The following is a 20,123-nucleotide window of genomic DNA, read 5'->3' as shown; positions in this document are numbered from 1 at the left end:
GATGCGATCAGAATATCAGAGGCGGCACCGGTAACTCAATTCTCTCGTAACGTCGCATGTGCCAGATCGAAAACCTTGCGCATCGCGGTCGGCAGGGCAGCAGGCGAGAATTCCGCCGCCGGGATGAACCTGCCCCTTGCCGGTTTGGCCGCCAGCGGAAGCCGCGCGCACATGATTTTCAGGCGCAGATGAAAGTGGGTGAAGGTGTGGCGGGCCTCTTCGTCCAGCAGGGTCCAATCGGCGTCGAGCGGCGGATCGGGTTTCGGGTCATCCGACCAGTCCGACCCCGGCCAGCCAAGCATCCCTCCCAACAGCCCGCTTTCGGGGCGAGTTTCCAGCAGCCATGCGCCGTCGGCGCGGCGGGCGACATAGACGATGCCGAACCGCGTTGGTGTGGCCTTCTTGGGGGTTTTCTTCGGAAGCTCGGGGGCCGTGCCTGCCACCCGCGCCTTGCAGGGATCGCGCCACGGGCAGATCCCGCAGGCCGGGCTGCGCGGGGTGCAGATCGTCGCGCCAAGATCCATCACCGCCTGTGCATAGTCGCCTGCGCGCTTGTCTGGTGTCAGTTCTTTCGCAAAGGCCGTCAGGATCGGTTTGGCGGCAGGAAGCGGTCTGTGTTCGTCGTGAAGCCGCGCCATCACCCGTTCGACATTGCCATCGACGACGGTTTCGGGGCGGTCGAAGGCAATCGCGGCGACCGCCGCAGCGGTATAGGGGCCGATGCCGGGCAATTGCAGCAGTGCATCATAGGTGTCAGGAAAGACGCCGCCATGATCCGCAACCACCGCGCGGGCACATCTCAGCAGGTTGCGCGCCCGCGCGTAATAGCCAAGCCCCGCCCAAGCGGCCATGACCTCTGCGTCCTCGGCTGCGGCAAGATCGGCGACTGTGGGCCAGATCGACAGGAACCTTGCGTGGTAGTCGCGCACGGCTGCAACGGTGGTCTGCTGCAACATCACCTCGGACAGCCAGACCGCATAGGGGTCGGGCGGCACCCCCGCCTTGCGAAGCGCGGGGCCGACGCGCCATGGCATCTCGCGTGCGTGCACGTCGTACCACGCCAGAAGCTGCGCACTGAGGTCACGCAATCTTTATTCCTCCGTCACTCTTCGGCCCTTACTTGGCGCGTCGCTTGGCATAGAGTAAAGCTCGGACATGAAAGCGCCACGCCAAACCAAGACCACGCGCGGTTTTTCCCGTGCGGCGACGTTGATGCAAGGCAGCATCCGCAAGGCCAGCGAGGGTCGCGGTTTTGCCGAAACGCGCCTGCTGACCCATTGGGCCGAAGTCGTGGGCGATGCAATCGCAGCCATTGCCACGCCGGTGGATGTCAGTTTCACCAAGGGCGGTATGGGGGCGACCCTGACGCTTTTGACGACCGGCGCGCAGGCACCCATGCTGGAGATGCAAAAAGAGCAGATCCGCGAGAAGGTCAACGCCTGCTATGGATACCGTGCGATTGCCCGTGTCCGGATCACGCAAACCGCACCGACCGGCTTTGCCGAAGGACGCGCGGCATTCGATCACAAGCCGAAAACCCCCAAACAACCGACACCCCAGATGCAAGCGGCGGCGCTGGACCTTTCTGGCGGGATCGAAAGCGACGCCTTGCGATCGGCCCTTGCGGCCCTCGGCGCAAACGTCTTGAACAGCAACAAACAGAATCCTGATCAGAGGTAGATTATGAAACGCAGAACTCTCTTGGCCGCAGGTGGCGGTGCAATGATCGCGGGCACGATCCCCCGGCTAGCATTCGCGCAAGAGGCCGAAGGTCGCGAAGTTGTCGAAATGGTGCGCGGCAGCGCCGAGGCGAGCGTCGAGGTGATCGAATACGCATCCTACACCTGCCCGCATTGCGCGTCCTTCCACGCCAACCAGCTTCCGGCGTTGCAGGCGAACTATATCGACACCGGCTTGGTCCGCTTTGTCTACCGCGAGGTTTACTTCGACCGCCCCGGCCTCTGGGCCTCGATGATCGCGCGTTGCCCCGGCGATCAGGATTTCTTCTTCGCCTTCACCTCGTTGCTTTATGAACAGCAGCGGGCCTGGCTTGGCTCGGGCGATCCGGCGATCATCGTCGAAGAGCTGCGGCGCATGGCCAAGACCGTCGGTCTGGATGACGCAAGCCTTGATGCCTGCCTCAGCGATGCCGCCAAGGCCGAGACGCTGTTCAACTGGTATCAGGCAAACGCCGAGCGTGACGGGATCACCGGCACGCCGTCCTTCATGATCAACGGCCAGAAATACGCGAACATGGCCTATGATGATTTCGCTGCTATTCTGGACGAGAAACTGGGCTGACCAGCCTGTCCACAAGCGAGAATCACATGCAGCCTCTTGCAGGTCTGAAGGTCATCGAACTGGCGCGGGTCCTTGCGGGCCCGCTGGCCGGACAGACATTGGCCGACCTCGGTGCCGAGGTGATCAAGATCGAAAGCCCCCAAGGCGACGACACCCGCCAATGGGGGCCGCCCTTCATCACCCATGACGGCGCCGAAAGTGCCGCCTATTTCCATTGCTGCAATCGCGGCAAGAAATCGGTCGTCATCGATCTGCGCACGCCCGAGGGACAGGCGCAGGTCCGGACACTGGTGGCCGATGCCGATATCCTGCTCGAGAATTTCAAGGTCGGCGGTCTGGCCAAATACGGTCTCGATTATGCCAGCCTCTCGGCGGTGAACCCGCGCCTGATCTATTGTTCGATCACGGGCTTCGGCCAGACCGGACCCTATGCAAAGCGGGCGGGTTACGACTTTATCGTGCAGGGGATGTCCGGCCTGATGTCGGTGACCGGTGATCCGGCGGGTCAGCCGCAGAAGGTCGGGGTTGCCGTGACCGATCTTTTCACCGGCATCTATGCCTGCACGGGGATCCTTGCGGCCGTGCATCAGCGCCAGACGACCGGCAAAGGCCAGCATATCGACATGGCCCTGCTGGATGTCGCGACCGCGATCATGACCAATCAGGCGATGAACTATCTGGCCACCGGCACCGCGCCGCAGCGCGCGGGCAACACCCATCCCAACATCATGCCCTATCAGGTCTTCGACTGCGCGGACGGGCATATCATCGTCGCTGTTGGAAACGACAGCCAATACCGCCACTTTTGCGAGCTTTTGGGCGTCCCCGATCTCGGGACGGACCCCGCCTATGCCACCAACACGGCACGCCTGCGCAACCGCGAGGTGCTGACCGACCTGCTGACGGCCGAAACCATGAAGCGCAGCAAGCAAGACCTGCTTGCCGGTTGTGAAAGCTATGGCGTGCCCGCAGGCCCGATCAACAACATGGCCGAGGCTTTCGCCGACCCGCAAGTGATCCATCGCGGGATGCGGATCGACCTTGACGGGGTGCCGTCGGTGCGGTTGCCGATCACCTTCACCGGCGAGAAAGAGGCCCGGCAGGACCCCTCGCCCCGCCTTGGCAAGCATCAGGACCTGCTGGACTAAAGCCCCAGTCTTTCCAATGCGCTGTCGACAGGGGCCCAATCCACCAGTTGCAAACGCACCGGCAGGGTCAGAACCTTGGCGCGAAAGGCAGCCGGAAGGCGCACTGCGTCCTTTTCCGTCGTCACAAGTTGCGCGCGCCGTGCTGCGGCCTCGATCTCCAGCCGTTTCATCAGCGCGTCGGTCAGCGGCTGGTGATCCCCCAGCGCCTCGCCATGGACCAGATTGGCGCCCATGTCGCGCAAGGTGAAAAAGAATTTCTCGGGATTGCCGATGCCCGCAAAGGCCAGAAGTTTGAGGTCGCGCCACGGCATGCCGGTCGGCAGCGGTGCAAGGTGGCCTTGCAGATGCGGGATGCCGAACCGCCAGTCAGCGGCAAAGCGGTCCTGCGCGGCAGGCGGGCCGATCGACAAGACAAGGTCCGCGCGGGCCAGCCCTTGCCGGACGGTTTCGCGCAAGGGGCCCGCAGGAATGACGCGGCCATTGCCGAAACCGCGCAAGGCATCGACGACGACAATCGACAGATCCTTGGCCACATCGGGGTTCTGAAAACCGTCATCGAAGAGAATGACGTCGGCCCCCGCCGCCTCGGCGGCCTTTGCGCCTGCGGCACGGTCCTTGGCCACCCATGTGGGCGCAAAGGCGGCCAGCAACAGCGGCTCGTCCCCGGTTTCCGCGGCCTTGTGCCTGCGCTCGTCGACCCGAACCGGACCCGCCAGCGTTCCGCCATACCCGCGCGAGACCACATGCGGACTGTGTCCCCGCGCGCACAGGCGATCGATCAGCGCGATCGTGGTCGGTGTCTTGCCGGTGCCGCCCGCGTTGAGGTTGCCGATGCAGATGACCGGAACGCCCGCGCGGTGGCGCGGGGCTTGGGCGACGCGGCGGGCGGTTGCAAAGCTGTAGAGGGCGGCAAGCGGGGCCAGCAGGCGCGCCTGCCAAGCGGGCCGGTCAGGTGGGGTGAACCAGAAAAGCGGCGCGCGCATCAGACCGCCAGTTCCTCTAGTCGCAACTGGATATAGGCCGCGATGCGGTTGGTGACATTCGCCCCCTGCGTGGCCACATCCCATGCCACATGCGCCTGTGCGGCGGCCTTGTCCGCCGCCAGCAACCGCTCGACCGCGCCGCCAAGATCGTTTGCATTGCGGATCAGGACCGCGCCGCCCGCAGCGTTGAGCCTGTTCGCGCTTTTCTGGAACGGCGCGACCTGCGGTCCATAGATCACGGCAGAGCCCAGCGTGATCGCCTCGAACGGATCGCTGCATCCCGATCCGGCCAGCGTTCCGCCGATATAGCTCAGCGGTGCAATGCGATACCACAGCCCCAGTTCTTCCTCGGTATCGACCAGATAGACCTGATGCGAGTCGAGCAGCCGGTCCGTTTCCGAGCGGAGCGCGACGTTCAGCCCGAGTGCTTCGAGGCTGGCACAAAGCGGTGCGACAAGGCGGATGTCTTTCGGGACCGCGATCATCAACAGGCGGTGTGCGCGGCGGCTTGCCTCTTTCTGGGCCTTGGCAAGTGCTACCGCCTCTTCGGGATCGGCGTTGGCGACAAGCCAGACCGGACGCGATTCAAGCAAGGCGACGACTTCGGTTCTCTCGGTCTCGCTATAGGGCAGGGCGGGTGCGCAGTCTTCCATGGCGCCCGTCACGATTGTGACCTCCTTGCTGGCCCCGGCGCGGACCAACCGTTCGGCATGGGCTTCGTCGAGGGCAAGGATCGCCTCGAACTGGTTCAGCACCGACCGCATCGCGCCCGGCACCCAACGCCCCGAGATCTTGTCCAGTCCGTCGGCCGTCGCATCGACCATCATGTTGCGGACGTTGGCATTGCGCAGTTCCGCCAGAAGGCGGGTGTCCAGATCGCCGCCCACCCAGATCGACATGACCGGTTGCCAGTAGTCCAGAAACTCTTTGGTTTCCGCCCGTCCGACAGGCTGCGGCAGGGCACGCCTTGCGTCGCGGCGGGTCAATTCCGGAACGGTCGTGACAAAATGCAAGGGATCGCCATGGGCCGTCAGCTTGCGTTGCAGCGAGGCGACGGCGTTCAGCTGATCCCTGTCGCTGCAGCGGACCCAGATGACCGTTCCTTCCGGTCGTGGTGCAGGCGCGATGACCCCGGATTTGCGATGCCCCGATCCCAGACCGGCCAGATAGGCGGCAATCGTCAGGGAGGTGGCCATCCCGTGATCGCCTACTGCCCTGAAGAGTCTTCGCGCTCTTCATCCCGAAGGCGGTGAAGATGCGCGATGTAATAGCGCATGTGGGCGTTGTCCACGGTGCGCTGGGCGGCGGATTTCCACGCGTTGTAGGCTGTCGCGTAGTCGGGAAAGATGCCGACGATGTCGATATCCTCGACGTCCTTGAAGGCATTCTTGCTTGGATCGATCAACTCGCCGCCAAAAACGAGATGCAGGCGCTGTGTCATGGGGAATACCTTCGGTTGGTTAGGACCTGCGCGCACTCTAGGTCTTCGGCGGCGAAGCCTCAAGATGTGCGGCCAGTGATCCGTGCAGCATGGCCCCACCCATCAGGACACCGGGAACCTTGGGTTCGGGGTTGTTGAAGCGCAAGGCCTTGCCAGCGGGATCGGTGACGACGGCCCCCGCCTCGGCGGCGATCAGGGCACCGGCGGCGATGTCCCATTCCCAAGTGGGTCGCAGGGTGATCATGCCGTCGAACTGCCCCTGCGCAACAAGGCACAAGCGGTAGGCCAGCGACGCCCGGAAGGCGCGTTTGACAGGGGGCGGCGTTCCGTCTTTCCAGTGGCGTCCGTCGAAATTGACCTTGGTGCCCAGCACCACGGCATCTTCCAGACGCGCGGGCGCCGAGACGTTGATCGCGCCGCCATTCAACGTCGCGCCAGCCGCGCGTCCGGCTGAAAACATCATGCCATGCACCGGCAGATAGACGGCAGCCGCCACCGGCACCCCGTCTTCGACAATCGCGAGCGAATGTGCCCAGTCATTGCTTCCGTCGATGAAGGCGCGGGTGCCGTCGATCGGATCGATCACGAACTGACGCCGCGTCGAGAGGCGGGCCGGGGTGTCCTCGGTCTCTTCGGACAACCAGCCATAGTCGGGCCGCGCCGCTTGCAGCATGCTTTCCAGCATTGCGTTCACGGCAAGGTCGGCGGCGGTCACCGGCCCCGCACCGTCCGGCTTGTCGGTCACATCGGGATTTCGCTTGAAATAGGACAGGGCGATGTCACCTGCATGGCGTGCCGCCGCTTGCAGAAGCGCGACGTCACTCTCCTGCAAGTGTCAGCCCTTCGACCAGCAGCGACGGCACCACGCGCGACAGATGGGTCTGCGCGTCGTTGGCCGGAACAATCGTCATCAGCATGTCGCGCAGATTGCCCGCGACGGTGCATTCGTTGACAGGATAGGTCACCTGCCCGTTCTCGACCCAGAAACCGGCAGCGCCGCGCGAATAATCGCCGGTATTGGGATTGATTGTCGCACCTATCATCGAGGTGATCAGAAGCCCGGTGCCCATGTCGCGGATCAGGTCGTCGCGGCTTTGGTCGCCTTGGGTCAGCGCGACGTTGGTCAGACCGGGTGACGGCGGCGCGCCGGTGCCGCGTGCCGCGTTCGCCGTGCTTGCCAGTCCCAGCTTGCGGCCCGTCGCCAGATCGAGCGTCCAGCCGGTCAGCACCCCGTCCTCGACAATCGCGCGGCTGGCGGTCGGCAAGCCTTCGGCATCGAAAAGGCGCGAGCCGGTGACACGCGGGCGGTGCGGGTCCTCGATGACGGACAGACCGGACGGCAAGACCTGTTTGCCCAAGGCGTCACGCAACCAGCTGGAGCCCCGCGCAATCGCAGCGCCATTCGTGGCCTGCAGCAGGCTGCCGATCAGGGTGCTGGCCACACGCTCGTCGAAGATGACCGGATAGGCGCCGGTCTTGGGCTTGCGCCCCCCGATACGTTCCACGGCGCGGGCAGCGGCGCGGGTGCCGATCGCATCCGCATCGCGCAAGTCGGCCTGAAAGACGCGGCTGTCGTAGTCATAGTCGCGTTCCATCCCCGTGCCTGTGCCGCTGATCGCGACGCAGGACAGTCCCCTGTCCGTCTTCGCATAGCCCGCCGAAAAGCCGTTCGTCGCCGCAAGGTGGACCGAACGCCGCGCGTATCCGGCCGAGGCCGATTGCACCTGACTGACGTTCTTGTTGCGCAGCGCCGCTGCCTCGGCCCGAAGCGCGTCCTCTTGCAGGGCGGCAGGGTCGGGTTCCTCGCGGGGATCGTAAAGCGACAGACGGCCCGTGTCGGTATCGCGGGCAAGCTGGCTTGGCTCGGCAAGGCCGGCGTAGGGGTCTTCGGGCGCTTCCCTTGCCATGGCCACCGCACGTTCGGCCATCTGGCGCAGCGTGTCCGGCTTGGCATCCGACGAGGACACACAAGCCTGCCGTTGCCCGACAAACACCCGCAATCCGATGTCGATGCCTTCGGACCGTTCCGCCTGTTCCAGCGCACCTTCGCGCACGGTGATCGAAACAGAGGTTCCGTCAACGGCGATGGCATCTGCCGCATCGGCGCCCGCCTTGCGGGCAGCAGCCAGAATTTGCGCGGAGAGATCGGAAAGCGAGGGTGTCATGATGGGATCCTTTGGTGCGACAAGACCTAGTGCCGCCCGGACATGGCCGCAAGACCGCCGGGCGCAAAAGCAAAGGGCGCGGGTTTCTCCACCCGCGCCCTTTTCCGGATACCGATAAGGTCAGCGAACGCGGTTGCCGTTCACATTGACCTGCCCGTTTGGCGTCACCTCAAGCTCGACCGCCATCTGGTCGGGGCCTGTCGCCCGCGCGAACATCCCCATCATCATCCGCGGACCCATGATCTGGTCCGCAGGAACCAGCCCCATGGCAACCAGATTGTCGAGCAGGGCGTTCAGGCCCGTGATTTCGACGTTTGCCGAGCCTTCGGGGCGGGGCATCGGGGCGAATGTCTGGGTGTCGGTATTGTCGAAGGTGAACGCACCGCCACCTGTGATCAACGCACCAACAGCCGAGATGCGGAAGGTATCGAGCGTGATGGACTCGGGTTCGAAAGGCGGCTCTTGGCCGTCGAGGGCCGCAGCATTCGCCGGATCGAGCAGATCGAGCAGCACCTTGGCCGTGCCCGAAATCGCGATTTGCAGCGTTGCAGGATCACGCGGAAGGACGCCACCTGCATCGAAGATATCCCAGACCATCTCGCTGACGTTCAGATCGACCAGATCGAAACCGAAGGCGAAAGGTGCGGGTTCTTCGGTCATGCCCACCGGTATCCGGAAGGTCACGCCATATTGCGCCGCGGATATGTCGATCGGCAGCGGGAACTCACTGATCAGAAAATTCGCCGCGATATCCTGCGTGCTGCTTTCGTAGGCGAGGGTCTGTGCATTGAACTCGCCGCTCAGCGAAACAGCACCTGTGCTGACCGACCCAGAGGCCTGATCGCCATCGGCGTTGATATCGAAGACGTAGCTTCCGTCGGTGATCTCATAACCGCCGCTGAAGCCGAAGCCGGACATCAACAGCGTGTCGGGATCCTCGAAATCGGCATCGGCCGGAATTGTCGCGATACCCGAGGATGTCAGACCGTTGATCTTGGCGGCGGCGGTCACATACTCGCCCGCCCCGCCCGGAACCTGAAAGTCGACCAGCACATCCACGGTTCTGATCGCGATATCCGAGGCGATCTCGCGCATCTCGCCTTCGGTCACAAGGTAGCTGCCGGAAAGATCGGATGCGATCAGTCTGGCATCGCCCGTGATCGTGACATCGCCGTCGACCAGATCGCGGAAGTCGATCCCGTAGCTGTCGGCGGTGAACGCATAATTCATCCGCGCGGGGTCACCGCTGACCACAAGCGCGAAATTGCTTTGGGTCACGTCGATCGTGATGACCACACCGTCATCGCCGGTGATCACGATCGGATAGGATTCGGCCATCGTGACCAGAACGGTGCCGTCGCCCTGCTCGGTAAAGATCATGTCACCGATTTCGGTCACGGCGGTGATCTCGTCATCCGAGAAGGTCAGGGCGATGTCGCTGACGGTGACAGTGCCGCCTGATACCTCTTCCGACCCTATGTTCAGCCCGTCTTCGCCATAGATCTCCATCTGGGACTTCACGCTTTCCCAGACCTCGAGCGCGGTGACGTCCGCTTGGGCGGCCCCGCCGGCGAAAAGTGCCGCGACGCAAACCGCGTTGCGCAGAGGTGTCGAATGTCTCATCAAAAATCCCTTTCTGAATGTGTCTTTTGATGCCCGCCTTGCGGGTCTACTATGCCAAAGCATCGCAGCTATGTTCCATCCTTAGCTACCCGTCTACAAGTCACTTCGAAAGGGAACAGCGTGAAAAACATCGATCTGTCCGGAAAAACTGCCTTTGTCACAGGCGCAAGTCGCGGGATCGGCGCGGCTGCTGCGCGGGCTTTCGCCGATGCTGGCGCCAATGTCGCCCTGATTGCGCGGTCCACACATGACATCGCCGAACTTGCGGGCGAAATCGGCGCGCAGGCCATTGCAATTCCCTGTGATGTCTCGCGCTACGCCGAGGTTGCCGCCGCCGTCGAAAAGACCGCCGAGACCTTCGGTGGCATCGACATTCTGGTGAACAACGCAGGCGTCATCGCCCCGATGGGACGATTGCCCGAAATCGATCCCGAAGCCTGGGCCAAGACCATCGACATCAACGTCAAGGGCGTGATGCATGGCATGCATGCGGTGCTTGCCGGCATGATCGCGCAAGGTGGCGGGACGATCATCAATATCTCCAGCGGTGCGGCCCACAACCCGGTGGACGGCTGGTCGGCCTACTGCAGCTCGAAGGCGGCCGTCTACATGTTGACCCGCGCGGCCGACAAGGAACTGCGCGACAAGGGCGTGCGCGTGCTTGGCCTGTCGCCCGGGACGGTGGCGACCGAGATGCAGCGCGCCATCAAGGCGTCCGGGGTCGGGCCGGTCAGCCAGCTTGACTGGTCGGTCCACATCCCTCCCGAATGGCCGGCACAGGCAATGCTCTGGATGTGCACACCCGATGCGGACGGGTTTCTTGGCGAGGACATCAGCCTGCGCGACGAGGATATCCGCCGCAAGGTCGGCCTGACATGATCGACCTCGATAGGGACGTGGCCGTCTGGACGGTCACCGTCAACCGACCCGACAAGGCCGGTGCCCTGACCCGCGATATGCTGGGCGCGATTGCCGAAATCGCCGAGGCGGCGACCGAGGCAAAGCTGTTCATCCTGACCGGCACCGGCAGCGTTTTCAGCGCAGGGGCCGATCTCGAAGCCGCGCGCGCGGGCCTTGCGACCGATCCGGTGTGGGAGAGGGTCTCGTCCGCGATTGCCGCTTTGCCTTGCCTGACCATCGCGGCATTGAATGGCGCTGTTGCGGGCGGCGCCTTTGGCATGGTCCTTGCCTGTGATCTTCGGCTTGCGGTGCCTGCGGCCAAGTTCTTTTATCCGGTGATGAAGCTGGGCTTCCTTCCGCAACCTTCGGACCCGCCACGTCTGCGCGCGTTGGTCGGGCCTGCGCGCGCGAAAATGATCCTGATGGCAGGGCAGAAGATCACAGCCGATGACGCGCTGGCCTGGGGCCTGATCGACCGGATCGTCGCGCCCGAGGATTTGCGCACCACCGCGCTTGCCTTGGGTGCGGACGCGGCGGGTGCAGCACCCGACCATATCGCCGCGATCAAGCAGATGGCAGGGTAAGAGCAGCCCGTGCGATCCGTCACCACCCAGGCCATTGTCATCGGGGCCGGTCCTGCGGGCCTTATGGCCGCCGAGGTGATGGCGGATGCCGGCCTCACTGTCATGGTGGCGGATGCGATGCCTTCGGTCGGGCGCAAGTTCCTGATGGCGGGCAAGTCGGGGCTGAACATCACCAAGGATGAAGACGCGGCGGCCTTTCTTGCGGCCTACGGCCAGCCTTTGCCGCCAGCCTTTGCCAAGGCCGTTGGTGATTTTGGCCCGAAAGAGGTCATGGACTGGGCCGAAGCGCTTGGCCAGCCGCTCTTTACCGGTTCGACAGGTCGCGTGTTTCCGACGGTGATGAAGGCCTCGCCGCTGTTGCGGGCGTGGCTGGCGCGGCTTTCGGGGCTTGGCGTCACGATGCAGACGCGCTGGCGGTGGCAAGGCTGGGCGGATGAGGCGCACCGGTTCGAGACGCCCGATGGCCCAGTGCAGGTGCAGGCGGATGTCACGGTCCTTGCCATGGGTGGGGCAAGCTGGTCGCGGCTTGGCTCTGACGGGCGCTGGGCGGCGCAAATGCCGGATGCCGTCGCCCCGTTCGCGCCGGCGAATATGGGGTTCGAGGTCGCGTGGTCGCCACATATGGCGCGACATTTCGGCACCCCGGTCAAATCGGTCGCGCTGCAGGCCGGTGATGCCCAGTCCCGTGGCGAGTTCGTTCTGACCAGGCACGGGATCGAGGGGGGCGGCGTCTACATGATTGCCCGGGCCGTCCGCGAGGGTGCGCCGCTGTCGCTGGATTTGGTGCCCGACTGGTCGCCCCAAAAGGTCAGCACTGCCCTTGCCAGACCGCGCGGCAAGGCCAGCCTGACCAATCACCTGCGCACGGTCTTGCGGCTGGATGCGGTCCGCCTCGCGCTCTTGTCTGAATTCGGACGACCCTTTCCCGATGATCTGGCGGGGCTGATCAAGCATCTGCCTGTCGCCCACACCGGCCCGCGCCCGATGGACGAGGCGATTTCGACCGCAGGCGGCGTCCGTTTCGATGCCCTGGATGATGGGCTGATGCTGATCGGGCGGCCCGGCGTGTTCTGCGCGGGCGAGATGCTGGACTGGGAGGCCCCGACAGGCGGCTATCTGATCACGGGATGCCTTGCGACCGGACGGATCGCGGGGCGAAGCGCGGTCGCCTTTGCGTCAGGCGGCAAGGTCTAGGCGGCTGCCCAGCGCCCCGTAAAGGCGCAGATCCTGCCCAAAGTGCCGCTGGATCACCGAGACGGCCCTGCTGTCATAGCGCAACATTTCCTTGAACCGGTGCTTTTTCTGCCGCGCCGACAGATCGATTGCCGGAATGACGCCCAATTGCCTGAACACCTTGCGCAGGTCGCCGTCGGTGTATTCGGTGCGCACGAAGCTATTGATCAGCCCGCCGGACCATTCTTGCGTGCTCATCGCGCCTAGCCGTCGCCAGCGTGGCGAAAGCTGGGGCAGAACACCCCCGCCGTCCCAACGGCCGGATGCAAGCCATGTGTTGAATTCGGGCTCTTGCCATCCGACACGCGCCTTCAAACGCCAGAGCGCATCCGTACTGCGAATCCGGTCATAAAGTGCCGCCATGCGACTGAAGGGATTCTGCACGATGCCGATCGTCAGGTAATCGGCGAAGTCCAGATCAAGCCGGTCAAAGGCGCACTTGACCTCTGCCGGGGTCATCCCATTGAAAAACGGTGTTGATTTCAGGCGGCTGGCCTGCGGTGCGATTTCCTGATCGGACCAGGGGGCAAGCACGTCACTGATCCAATGATGCGCAATCATCGGGTCGAAACAAACTACAAAACGGCAACGGTGTGAAATAAACATGGCAAAACCATGACCTGAATATCATGAATATGAGGTTACGGCGAACAAAAAAATCCAAGCAAGACCGCCATTCCTCGTTTTAATGACTGCTTTGACGCGCTATGCCTAGGCGGCAGGTTGAGGGAGCAGTATATGCGTATCGCGGTTTGGACGCCGGTATCGGTTTTCGCCTTGGCTGCGGCCGGTCAGGTTGCGGCGCAGGACAGCCTGCCGAACTACAGCTTCTACGGCACACCCGGGCTGCTCGAGATGCCTTCTGCCGACACACCGGACGAAGGGGCGTTCGCGACGACGCTGTCTTATCGTGACGGGCTGTTCCAGACCGTTCTCACCTTTCAATTGACGGACCGTGTGTCCGCTTCGGTCCGCAACGCGCTTGTCGATCTTTATGGCAGCGCGGCGACGGATATCGACGAAGACGTCTTCGAGCGTGGCTTCGACCTGCAGGTGACGCTTGTCGAAGAAGGAACCTACCTGCCCGAGGTCGCCGTGGGTCTGCGCGACTTCCTGACGCCGGGACGGCTGCAATCGGAATATGTCGTTGCGACCAAGTCGATTGGTGACAACCTGACCGTGACCGCTGGCCTTGGCTGGGGTGCAATGGCGCAGCGCGACGGGTTCGACAACCCGATTTCCAGCCGCGCCGTGCGTCCTGTGTTCGACGTCAGCGAACCTGACGGGCAGCTTGGGACAGACCAGTGGTTCGCCGGTGATGCGGCGCTTTTCGGCGGTCTGGATTACCGGTTCAACGACCGCTGGGGCGTTGTGGCCGAGTATTCCACGCTGTCATATCCGCAGGACCCCAACAGCCCCGCACTGGATGGAGAAAGCCCCTATAGCATCGGCGTGACCTACCGGCCCAACGAGGCGATGCAATTCACGGCCGCCGCACTGAACGGGAACAATCTTGCGGTGTCCGGGTCGTTCTTTCTCAACGCCAATACCCGCCCCGGCAAAAGCGGGATCGAATCCGCACCCCTGCCTGTGCGTGTCCGGTCCGACGCCGAACGTGCCGCAGCCACGGGGGGTGATCAGATCCGCGAAGCAGCGATCCGCAATGCCCTTGTCCAGGCGTTTCGCGCGGAAGGCCTGAACCTTGTGGCCCTGGATATCGACGGGGATACGGCACGTGTCCGCTTTACCAATGGTGCCTTCCGGTCGAATGCACAGGCCATGGGGCGGATCTCGCGCATCCTGACCCAGGCGATGCCCGCACAGGTCGAGGTTTTCGTGCTTGAACAGATGGACCGCGGCATCCCGCTTTCGGCCATTCGCGTGATGCGCAGCGATATCGAGTCGCTTGAAAACCGTGCGGGGGCCGCGGAAACCCTGCGCCAGCGCACCGCATTCGTCGATGCCGGAGGCCCCGAGGGTCTGACGCCGGTGAACGAATTCACGCCGCAATTCTCCTGGGGCTTTTCGCCGTATTTCCGGCTTAACCCGATCCTTGCGAGCGGCGGATCGATCTCGTTCGATGCGGGTGCGGCGCTGAATGCCTCTTATCGGTTGTCGCCGCAAATGGGGTTCAACGCCACGATCCAGCAGAGCCTTGTGAACAATGACGGCAGCGATCCCGGGCCGGACAGCACCCCGAACCTGCAAAACGTGCGGACCGATGGCGGTGACTACGGCGATGATGGTCTGCCGGTCTTGCAATCGCTGACGTTCTCGCACTACGGCCGCCCGGGCACCAATCTTTATAGCCGCGTCAGCGCAGGCTATCTTGAACGCATGTTCGGTGGTGTCTCGACCGAGGTGCTGTGGAAACCGGTCGACAGCCGCTTCGGGATCGGGGCCGAATTGAATTACGTGGCACAGCGCAATACGGATATGTGGTTCGGCTTTGACGAATACGACTATCAGGTCGCAACGGGGCATATCTCGGCCTATTACGACCTTGGCAACGGCTATCACACACAGGTCGATGTCGGGCGCTATCTGGCCGGCGATTGGGGTGCCACGCTGGAAATCGCGCGCGAATACGACAATGGCATCCGTATCGCGGCAAGCATCACCCAGACCGAGGTCTCGTACGAAGAGTTCGGCAACGGATCCTACAACAAGGGTATCTCGATCACCTTGCCGCAGGACTTCTTCACGGGCCGCGCGTCGCAAGGCAGCTATGCGGCACGATTCTCGACACGCAACGGCGACGGTGGCGCAAGGCTCAACGTGGGTGGTCGGCTTTATGACATTGTCAGGGGCGCCCATGAGGCGGACCTGACCGATACCTGGGGGCGGTACTGGAGATGAAGGTTTTCAACGCATTTCTCGCCGGAATGGCCATCACCGGACTGGTGGCATGTGGCGAGCAGGAGGGCGACCCCGATCTGCTGACGCAGGCGGCGGGGCTGGTCATCAACACCAACACCCAAGTCCGGACGCCACGTTCGTCATCCGTGCCCGACGAAGAGTTGCTGAACAATCCCGGCAAATACCTGCGGATCAATGTCCGCGATATCGGGACATTCGACAGTCTGCAGACGGTCGGCACCAATGGCGCACGCACGACGTGGATCGGTGCTTCCGGTGTCAGCGTTACGGTCGAGGATGGTGTTGTCGTCGCGACCCGTGGACTGCCGCGCGATCTGATGGGGGCGGATGCGCGCCAGACCGTCAACGCGATCCAGCAGGGCGGTGGCACATCGGTGCGCGTGCATGACTTTCTCACCGATCAGGACCAGATCACGCAATACCGCCTCGACTGCACGATCGAGATCAAGGGCGCCGAGCCCGTCACCCGGCTGGGGCAAAGCATACCTGCCATCCGCTTTGAGGAACTGTGCCGCAGCGACGGGCTGACCTTGACCAATGTCTACTGGATGGATGCCAACCGCAGCATCATTCGCAGCCTTCAGGCGGTGTCGCCGGATGCGGGCTATCTGCAACTGGACGCTTTCTAGCGGTTCTGGTGCCCGGGGCCCTTTTTGTGGTTAAATGTCCAAGGGGGGCCGGAAAACGGCCTTCCGGGACAGTTTGAATTGGAGAACAAGTCAATGCGTATTGCAAAAACACTCGCAAGTGCTGCGGCTATTGCCGTCGCCGGGACCGCTGGTTTCGCTGGCGGTATGGCCGATCAGATCATGGAAGCACCTGTCGTGGTTGTCGAAGAAGTGGCCCCTGCCGGTTCGTCGATCAGCCCTGCGATCATCGTGGTCGGTATCCTTGCGGCCCTGGTGCTGGTGGCAAGCTCGGGTGACGACGACGATACCATCCGCCTGCGCTGATCGGATCACGCGCTAGCGCCGCCCCATCATCGCAAGCCTGATCAGGGTCCGCTCCATCAGCGCGGCTGGTGGGGCGTTCTGCGCAGACCGCAGTTGCAGGTCAAGGTCGGTCAGCGCCGTCAGCGCCTTTTCCAGCCTGTCACGGCCCCAATGACCTGCCTGTCTGACAATCTGGTCCCGCCTTGGACCGAAGACCGGCGGGCGCAAGCGTCCGACGCCCGAAGCCGCCCCGCCGGGGTCCGAGGCGACGGTATGCAACCGCCGAAAATGCCGCGTCGCCATGATGCACAGCGTCACCGGCAGGACACCCTGCGCCGCCAAGTTGCGCAAAAGCGGCCCGAGCCGTGCGTCCTGCCCGTCCGTCACCGCGTCCAGCACATCGTCCACATCCGCATCCGCCGACTGCGGGGCATTCGCCGCCACGTCCTCAAGCGTCAGCGGTGTCGCGTCGCCGATCTTGTAGAGGCTGATCTTTTCCAGCGTTTGCCGGAAATCCCCCGGTTCGAGCGTATTGGCAAGCGTGACCAGCAGTTCCATCACATCGCGGTCGGGACGGGCAATACCCGCATCCGTGATCGCCTGTTCGATGTCCGCGATGCTGGGCGGGTCGTCGTAAAGCCCGATTGCCACCGCATTGGGATGGCCCTCGATCACCTTGCGCAGCGCCGATTTCGCGGTGAGTTGCCCCGCTGTGATCACCACTTGTGCATCGCCGTGCCGCCAATCGGACAGGGCGGTCTCGATCACCTTGGCCAGACCATCGGTCGCGTCCTCGACAAAGGCCACCCGATGCCCGGGAAAGAACCCCTGTGCCTTGATCGCATCGCCAAGCATCGCGGGATCCTTGCGCAGGTCGGCGGCATCGATCCGCGCCAGCCGCATCTCTTCCTCGCCCTGCGGCCCGATCAGGGCACTGATGACCTGACTGCGTTTGTCGGCAACCCGCATCGGATCGGCGCCGAAGATCAGCAAGGCCGTATGCGCCGGATCGGGTTTCCGGAAATAGTTTCCCGCTGCCGCCCCTGTCAGCTTCATGGGTCGAGCGTCTCGGACAGGGCAAGAACCCGTGTCACGATCATATCCGCAAGGATGATCCCCAGCCGTGTGCGTGCATCGTCCTGCGTGGTTTGCGTGGCAACCGTGGACCCTGTGGCGGCGTAGCTGGTAAAGGCCTCGGTCCGGTCGGTGAACAGCTGCGCGCCGCTCGCACTTTCGACGATGGACCAGTCGGCCACACCGATGATGTTCAGGCGCACCGTATCGCCCGCGGCAGTGATGGCAGCGGCCCGTTCCGAGGTCCGGACGGCCACCTTCAGCACATAGCGCGGCGAGGACGCAGCGCCGAGCCGCTCTCCTAGCCGCGTGCCAAGCTGGAAGCCGATGACGCTTTCGTCCGTTTGGAACGCGAACTGTCCTCTGGTCGCGGGGCCGTTGCCATAGACCGGCGCAAACCCGCAGCCGGCCAGCCCCAGAAGGCCAAGGCAGGCGAAACGGCGGGTCAGGCGATCAGATGACAATGTTCACAATCCGTCCCGGAACGACGATCAGTTTCTTTGGGGCTTTCCCCCCAAGCGCATTCTGCACCACATCGAGGGCCAATGCGATCTCTGTCACCGCCTCTTTGCTGGCATCGGCGGGAACCTGAATTTCCGTCCGGCGCTTGCCGTTGATCTGGATCGGCATGGTCACGGTATCCTCGACCAGCATCGCTTGGTCCGCAACCGGCCAGGGCGTCGTCGCGATCAGGCCCGCACCGCCCAGCATGGCCCAGATTTCTTCGGACAGATGCGGGGTCATGGGGGACATCAACTGTGCCAGCGTCAGCATCGCGCGGCGCTTGGCGGCGCCACCGGCGTCCGACTTGGCCAGCGTATTGGTAAAGGCATATAGCTTGGCGATGGCCGCGTTGAAGCCGAAAGTCTCGATCCCCATGGTCACGTCATGGATCGCCTTGTGCATCGCGCGGGTCAGCTCTGCATCATCCGCGCCCGCCGCGTCACCCATTTCGGCGATCTGGCAAGCCAGACGATAGACGCGGGCGAGGTGCTTGTAGGTCGCTTCGGCCCCTGCTGCGGTCCATTCCACATCGCGTTCGGGCGGGCTGTCGGACAGGACGAACCAGCGGGCGGTATCGGCACCGTATTTCGCCAGAATATCATCGGGATCGACCACGTTCTTCTTGGACTTCGACATCTTGGCCGAAGGGATGATCTCGACCGCAGTCCCGTCGGCCAGTTTGCCGTCCTGCACATCCTCGGGCAGATGATAGACGGGGCGGCCCTTGGCGTCGCGGGTCTGGTAGATTTCATGCGTCACCATCCCTTGCGTGAACAGCGCATCAAAGGGTTCGGACGCGCTGGCGGGCAGGTGGCCGGTCATATGCATCGCGCGGGCGAAGAAGCGGCTGTAAAGCAGGTGCAGGATCGCGTGTTCGATGCCGCCGATATACTGATCGACGTTCATCCAGTAGGCGGCATCATCCATGCTGGTCGGCGTTTCGGCCCCTGGCGCGGTGAAGCGGGCGTAATACCACGAGGAATCCACGAAAGTGTCCATCGTGTCGGTTTCACGCTTGGCAGGCGCACCGCAGGACGGGCAGGCACAATCGCGCCATGTGTGATGACGGTCGAGCGGGTTGCCCGGCGTGTCGAATGTCACGTCATAGGGCAGTGCGACGGGCAGGTTCTCTTTCTTCTCGGGGACCACGCCACAGGTGTCGCAATGCACGACAGGGATCGGGCAGCCCCAGTAGCGTTGGCGCGAAAGGCCCCAGTCACGCAGGCGGAACTTGGTCACGCCCTGGCCGAACCCATGCGCTTCGGCAAAGGCGATAGCCGTGGCGATTCCATCGTCACCGCTCTGCACCTTTTCGCCTGCAAAGCCGCGAATGTAGTCCACTTTCTCGGATTTGGGCGGCACATAGGCCTCGCCGCCATGCTCGGGCAGGGTGATGTCCTCGCCGTTTGCGGGCACATAGGTGCTGATCACCGGCAGCCCGTATTTACGCGCGAAATCGAGGTCGCGCTGGTCGTGGGCGGGGCAGCCGAAGATGGCACCGGTGCCGTAATCCATCAGGATGAAGTTGGCGATATAGACCGGCAGGTCGGGCTGGCCCGCAAGCGGGTGCCTGACCGTCAGGCCGGTGTCATGGCCCAGCTTCTCGGCCTTCTCGATCGCCTCGGCGGTGGTGCCGCCCTTGCGGCATTGGGCGCAGAAGGCGGCGACCTTGTCGTCTTTCGCCTCCAGTTCCTTGGCCAGCGGGTGATCGGGCGAGATGCCGATGAACGAGGCGCCCATCAGCGTGTCGGGGCGGGTGGTATAGACCTCGATCCGGCCGCCATCGGTGCGGTCGAAACTGAACTGCAAGCCGCGCGATTTGCCGATCCAGTTGGCCTGCATCAGTTTGACCTTGGCGGGCCAGTGATCCAGCCCGTCGATGGCGTCGAGCAGTTCTTCGGAATAGTCGGAAATCTTGAAGAACCACTGCACCAGCTCGCGGCGTTCGACCTCGGCACCGGATCGCCAGCCCTTGCCGTCGATCACCTGTTCATTCGCCAGCACGGTCATATCGACGGGGTCCCAGTTCACCACCGCCTTCTTGCGGTAGATCAGACCCTTTTCCAGAAAGTCGATGAACAATGCCTGTTGCTGGCCGTAGTATTCGGGATCGCAGGTGGCGAATTCGCGGCTCCAGTCGATGGACAGGCCCAGCGGTTTCATCTGCGCGCGCATGTCGGCGATGTTCTGATAGGTCCAGTCCTTGGGATGACCGCCGGAAGCCATAGCCGCGTTTTCCGCAGGCATCCCGAAGGCGTCCCAGCCCATGGGGTGCAGCACGTTGTGGCCCGTCGCCAGTTTGTAGCGCGCGATCACGTCGCCCATGGTGTAGTTGCGCACATGGCCCATGTGGAT

Annotated in this window: 20 protein-coding genes; 9 read left to right on the top strand and 11 right to left on the bottom strand. The window is 63.4% G+C overall.

The window, feature by feature from the left end; all coding sequences use genetic code 11:
* Window positions 1-35: 35 nt before the first annotated feature.
* On the bottom strand, window positions 36-1,034 hold the full coding sequence (locus tag V7N12_RS07910; protein ID WP_333713883.1) for an A/G-specific adenine glycosylase: 999 nt from the start codon (window positions 1,032-1,034) through the stop codon (window positions 36-38).
* A gap of 121 nt (window positions 1,035-1,155) precedes the next feature.
* On the opposite strand from V7N12_RS07910, the gene V7N12_RS07905 reads away from it, so the two are divergent.
* The 3 genes from V7N12_RS07905 to V7N12_RS07895 are packed head-to-tail and all read left to right on the top strand — an operon-like array spanning window position 1,156 to window position 3,449.
* Entirely contained in the window at window positions 1,156-1,680 is a 525-nt protein-coding gene (locus tag V7N12_RS07905) for a DUF721 domain-containing protein (RefSeq protein ID WP_333713870.1), read from the top strand.
* 3 nt (window positions 1,681-1,683) lie between these two features.
* Window positions 1,684-2,301, top strand: coding sequence for a DsbA family protein (locus tag V7N12_RS07900; protein ID WP_333713868.1), 618 nt, complete (start codon window positions 1,684-1,686; stop codon window positions 2,299-2,301).
* Between the two features lie 26 nt (window positions 2,302-2,327).
* Entirely contained in the window at window positions 2,328-3,449 is a 1,122-nt protein-coding gene (locus tag V7N12_RS07895) for a CaiB/BaiF CoA transferase family protein (RefSeq protein ID WP_333713867.1), read from the top strand.
* On the opposite strand, the gene lpxK is transcribed toward V7N12_RS07895, so the two are convergent.
* The 6 genes from lpxK to V7N12_RS07865 form a co-directional block, all read right to left on the bottom strand.
* On the bottom strand, window positions 3,446-4,432 hold the full coding sequence (gene lpxK / locus V7N12_RS07890; RefSeq protein WP_333713866.1) for a tetraacyldisaccharide 4'-kinase: 987 nt from the start codon (window positions 4,430-4,432) through the stop codon (window positions 3,446-3,448). The genes V7N12_RS07895 and lpxK overlap by 4 nt on opposite strands.
* Window positions 4,432-5,628 carry a 3-deoxy-D-manno-octulosonic acid transferase gene (locus tag V7N12_RS07885; RefSeq protein WP_333713865.1) on the bottom strand — a complete coding sequence of 399 codons (1,197 nt, stop codon included), beginning with the start codon at window positions 5,626-5,628 and terminating at the stop codon, window positions 4,432-4,434. The genes lpxK and V7N12_RS07885 overlap by 1 nt, the downstream gene beginning before the upstream one ends.
* Before the next feature lie 11 nt (window positions 5,629-5,639).
* Window positions 5,640-5,873 carry a DUF4170 domain-containing protein gene (locus V7N12_RS07880; RefSeq protein ID WP_333713864.1) on the bottom strand — a complete coding sequence of 78 codons (234 nt, stop codon included), beginning with the start codon at window positions 5,871-5,873 and terminating at the stop codon, window positions 5,640-5,642.
* A gap of 37 nt (window positions 5,874-5,910) precedes the next feature.
* Window positions 5,911-6,705 (bottom strand): 3'(2'),5'-bisphosphate nucleotidase CysQ, encoded by a 795-nt coding sequence (locus tag V7N12_RS07875; protein ID WP_333713862.1) that lies wholly within the window; start codon window positions 6,703-6,705, stop codon window positions 5,911-5,913.
* Entirely contained in the window at window positions 6,692-8,038 is a 1,347-nt protein-coding gene (locus V7N12_RS07870) for a TldD/PmbA family protein (protein WP_333713860.1), read from the bottom strand. Before V7N12_RS07870 ends, V7N12_RS07875 begins: the two co-directional genes overlap by 14 nt.
* A gap of 120 nt (window positions 8,039-8,158) precedes the next feature.
* Window positions 8,159-9,661 (bottom strand): DUF2125 domain-containing protein, encoded by a 1,503-nt coding sequence (locus V7N12_RS07865; protein ID WP_333713858.1) that lies wholly within the window; start codon window positions 9,659-9,661, stop codon window positions 8,159-8,161.
* Between the two features lie 129 nt (window positions 9,662-9,790).
* Between V7N12_RS07865 and V7N12_RS07860 the strand changes: the two genes are divergently transcribed.
* Genes V7N12_RS07860 through V7N12_RS07850 form a run of 3 tightly spaced genes read left to right on the top strand, consistent with a single transcriptional unit; the run spans window position 9,791 to window position 12,339 of the window.
* Window positions 9,791-10,540 (top strand): SDR family oxidoreductase, encoded by a 750-nt coding sequence (locus tag V7N12_RS07860; RefSeq protein ID WP_443089945.1) that lies wholly within the window; start codon window positions 9,791-9,793, stop codon window positions 10,538-10,540.
* Window positions 10,537-11,145 (top strand): enoyl-CoA hydratase/isomerase family protein, encoded by a 609-nt coding sequence (locus V7N12_RS07855; RefSeq protein ID WP_333713856.1) that lies wholly within the window; start codon window positions 10,537-10,539, stop codon window positions 11,143-11,145. The genes V7N12_RS07860 and V7N12_RS07855 overlap by 4 nt, the downstream gene beginning before the upstream one ends.
* A gap of 9 nt (window positions 11,146-11,154) precedes the next feature.
* Window positions 11,155-12,339, top strand: a complete 1,185-nt coding sequence (locus V7N12_RS07850; RefSeq protein WP_333713854.1) for a TIGR03862 family flavoprotein — start codon at window positions 11,155-11,157, stop codon at window positions 12,337-12,339.
* On the opposite strand, the gene V7N12_RS07845 is transcribed toward V7N12_RS07850, so the two are convergent.
* Window positions 12,322-12,912, bottom strand: coding sequence for a hypothetical protein (locus V7N12_RS07845; RefSeq protein WP_333713853.1), 591 nt, complete (start codon window positions 12,910-12,912; stop codon window positions 12,322-12,324). The two genes, V7N12_RS07850 and V7N12_RS07845, sit on opposite strands and share 18 nt — an antisense overlap.
* 204 nt (window positions 12,913-13,116) lie before the next feature.
* Between V7N12_RS07845 and V7N12_RS07840 the strand changes: the two genes are divergently transcribed.
* The 3 genes from V7N12_RS07840 to V7N12_RS07830 all read left to right on the top strand — a co-directional run bounded on the left by V7N12_RS07840 (window position 13,117) and on the right by V7N12_RS07830 (window position 16,211).
* Complete coding sequence (locus tag V7N12_RS07840; RefSeq protein ID WP_333713851.1) at window positions 13,117-15,237, top strand: YjbH domain-containing protein; 2,121 nt, start codon at window positions 13,117-13,119, stop codon at window positions 15,235-15,237.
* Entirely contained in the window at window positions 15,234-15,887 is a 654-nt protein-coding gene (locus V7N12_RS07835; protein ID WP_333713850.1) for a YjbF family lipoprotein, read from the top strand. The genes V7N12_RS07840 and V7N12_RS07835 overlap by 4 nt, the downstream gene beginning before the upstream one ends.
* Before the next feature lie 93 nt (window positions 15,888-15,980).
* On the top strand, window positions 15,981-16,211 hold the full coding sequence (locus V7N12_RS07830; RefSeq protein ID WP_333713848.1) for a hypothetical protein: 231 nt from the start codon (window positions 15,981-15,983) through the stop codon (window positions 16,209-16,211).
* Between the two features lie 12 nt (window positions 16,212-16,223).
* Here the strand turns inward: V7N12_RS07830 and holA are convergent, their stop codons facing one another.
* From holA to leuS, 3 genes are all read right to left on the bottom strand, one after another.
* The gene (gene holA / locus V7N12_RS07825) at window positions 16,224-17,246 is read right to left on the bottom strand and encodes a DNA polymerase III subunit delta (RefSeq protein ID WP_333713847.1); all 1,023 of its coding nucleotides are present in this window, start codon (window positions 17,244-17,246) and stop codon (window positions 16,224-16,226) included.
* On the bottom strand, window positions 17,243-17,728 hold the full coding sequence (locus V7N12_RS07820; RefSeq protein WP_333713846.1) for a hypothetical protein: 486 nt from the start codon (window positions 17,726-17,728) through the stop codon (window positions 17,243-17,245). The genes holA and V7N12_RS07820 overlap by 4 nt, the downstream gene beginning before the upstream one ends.
* On the bottom strand, window positions 17,718-20,123 hold a 2,406-nt coding region (gene leuS / locus V7N12_RS07815), incomplete at its 5' end, for a leucine--tRNA ligase (RefSeq protein ID WP_333713845.1). The genes V7N12_RS07820 and leuS, both read right to left, overlap by 11 nt.

This window comes from Yoonia sp., assembly GCF_036770585.1.
Taxonomy (GTDB): domain Bacteria; phylum Pseudomonadota; class Alphaproteobacteria; order Rhodobacterales; family Rhodobacteraceae; genus Yoonia.
The sequence above is the reverse complement of the archived record's forward strand: the minus strand, read 5'-3'. Positions and strand labels throughout refer to the sequence as shown.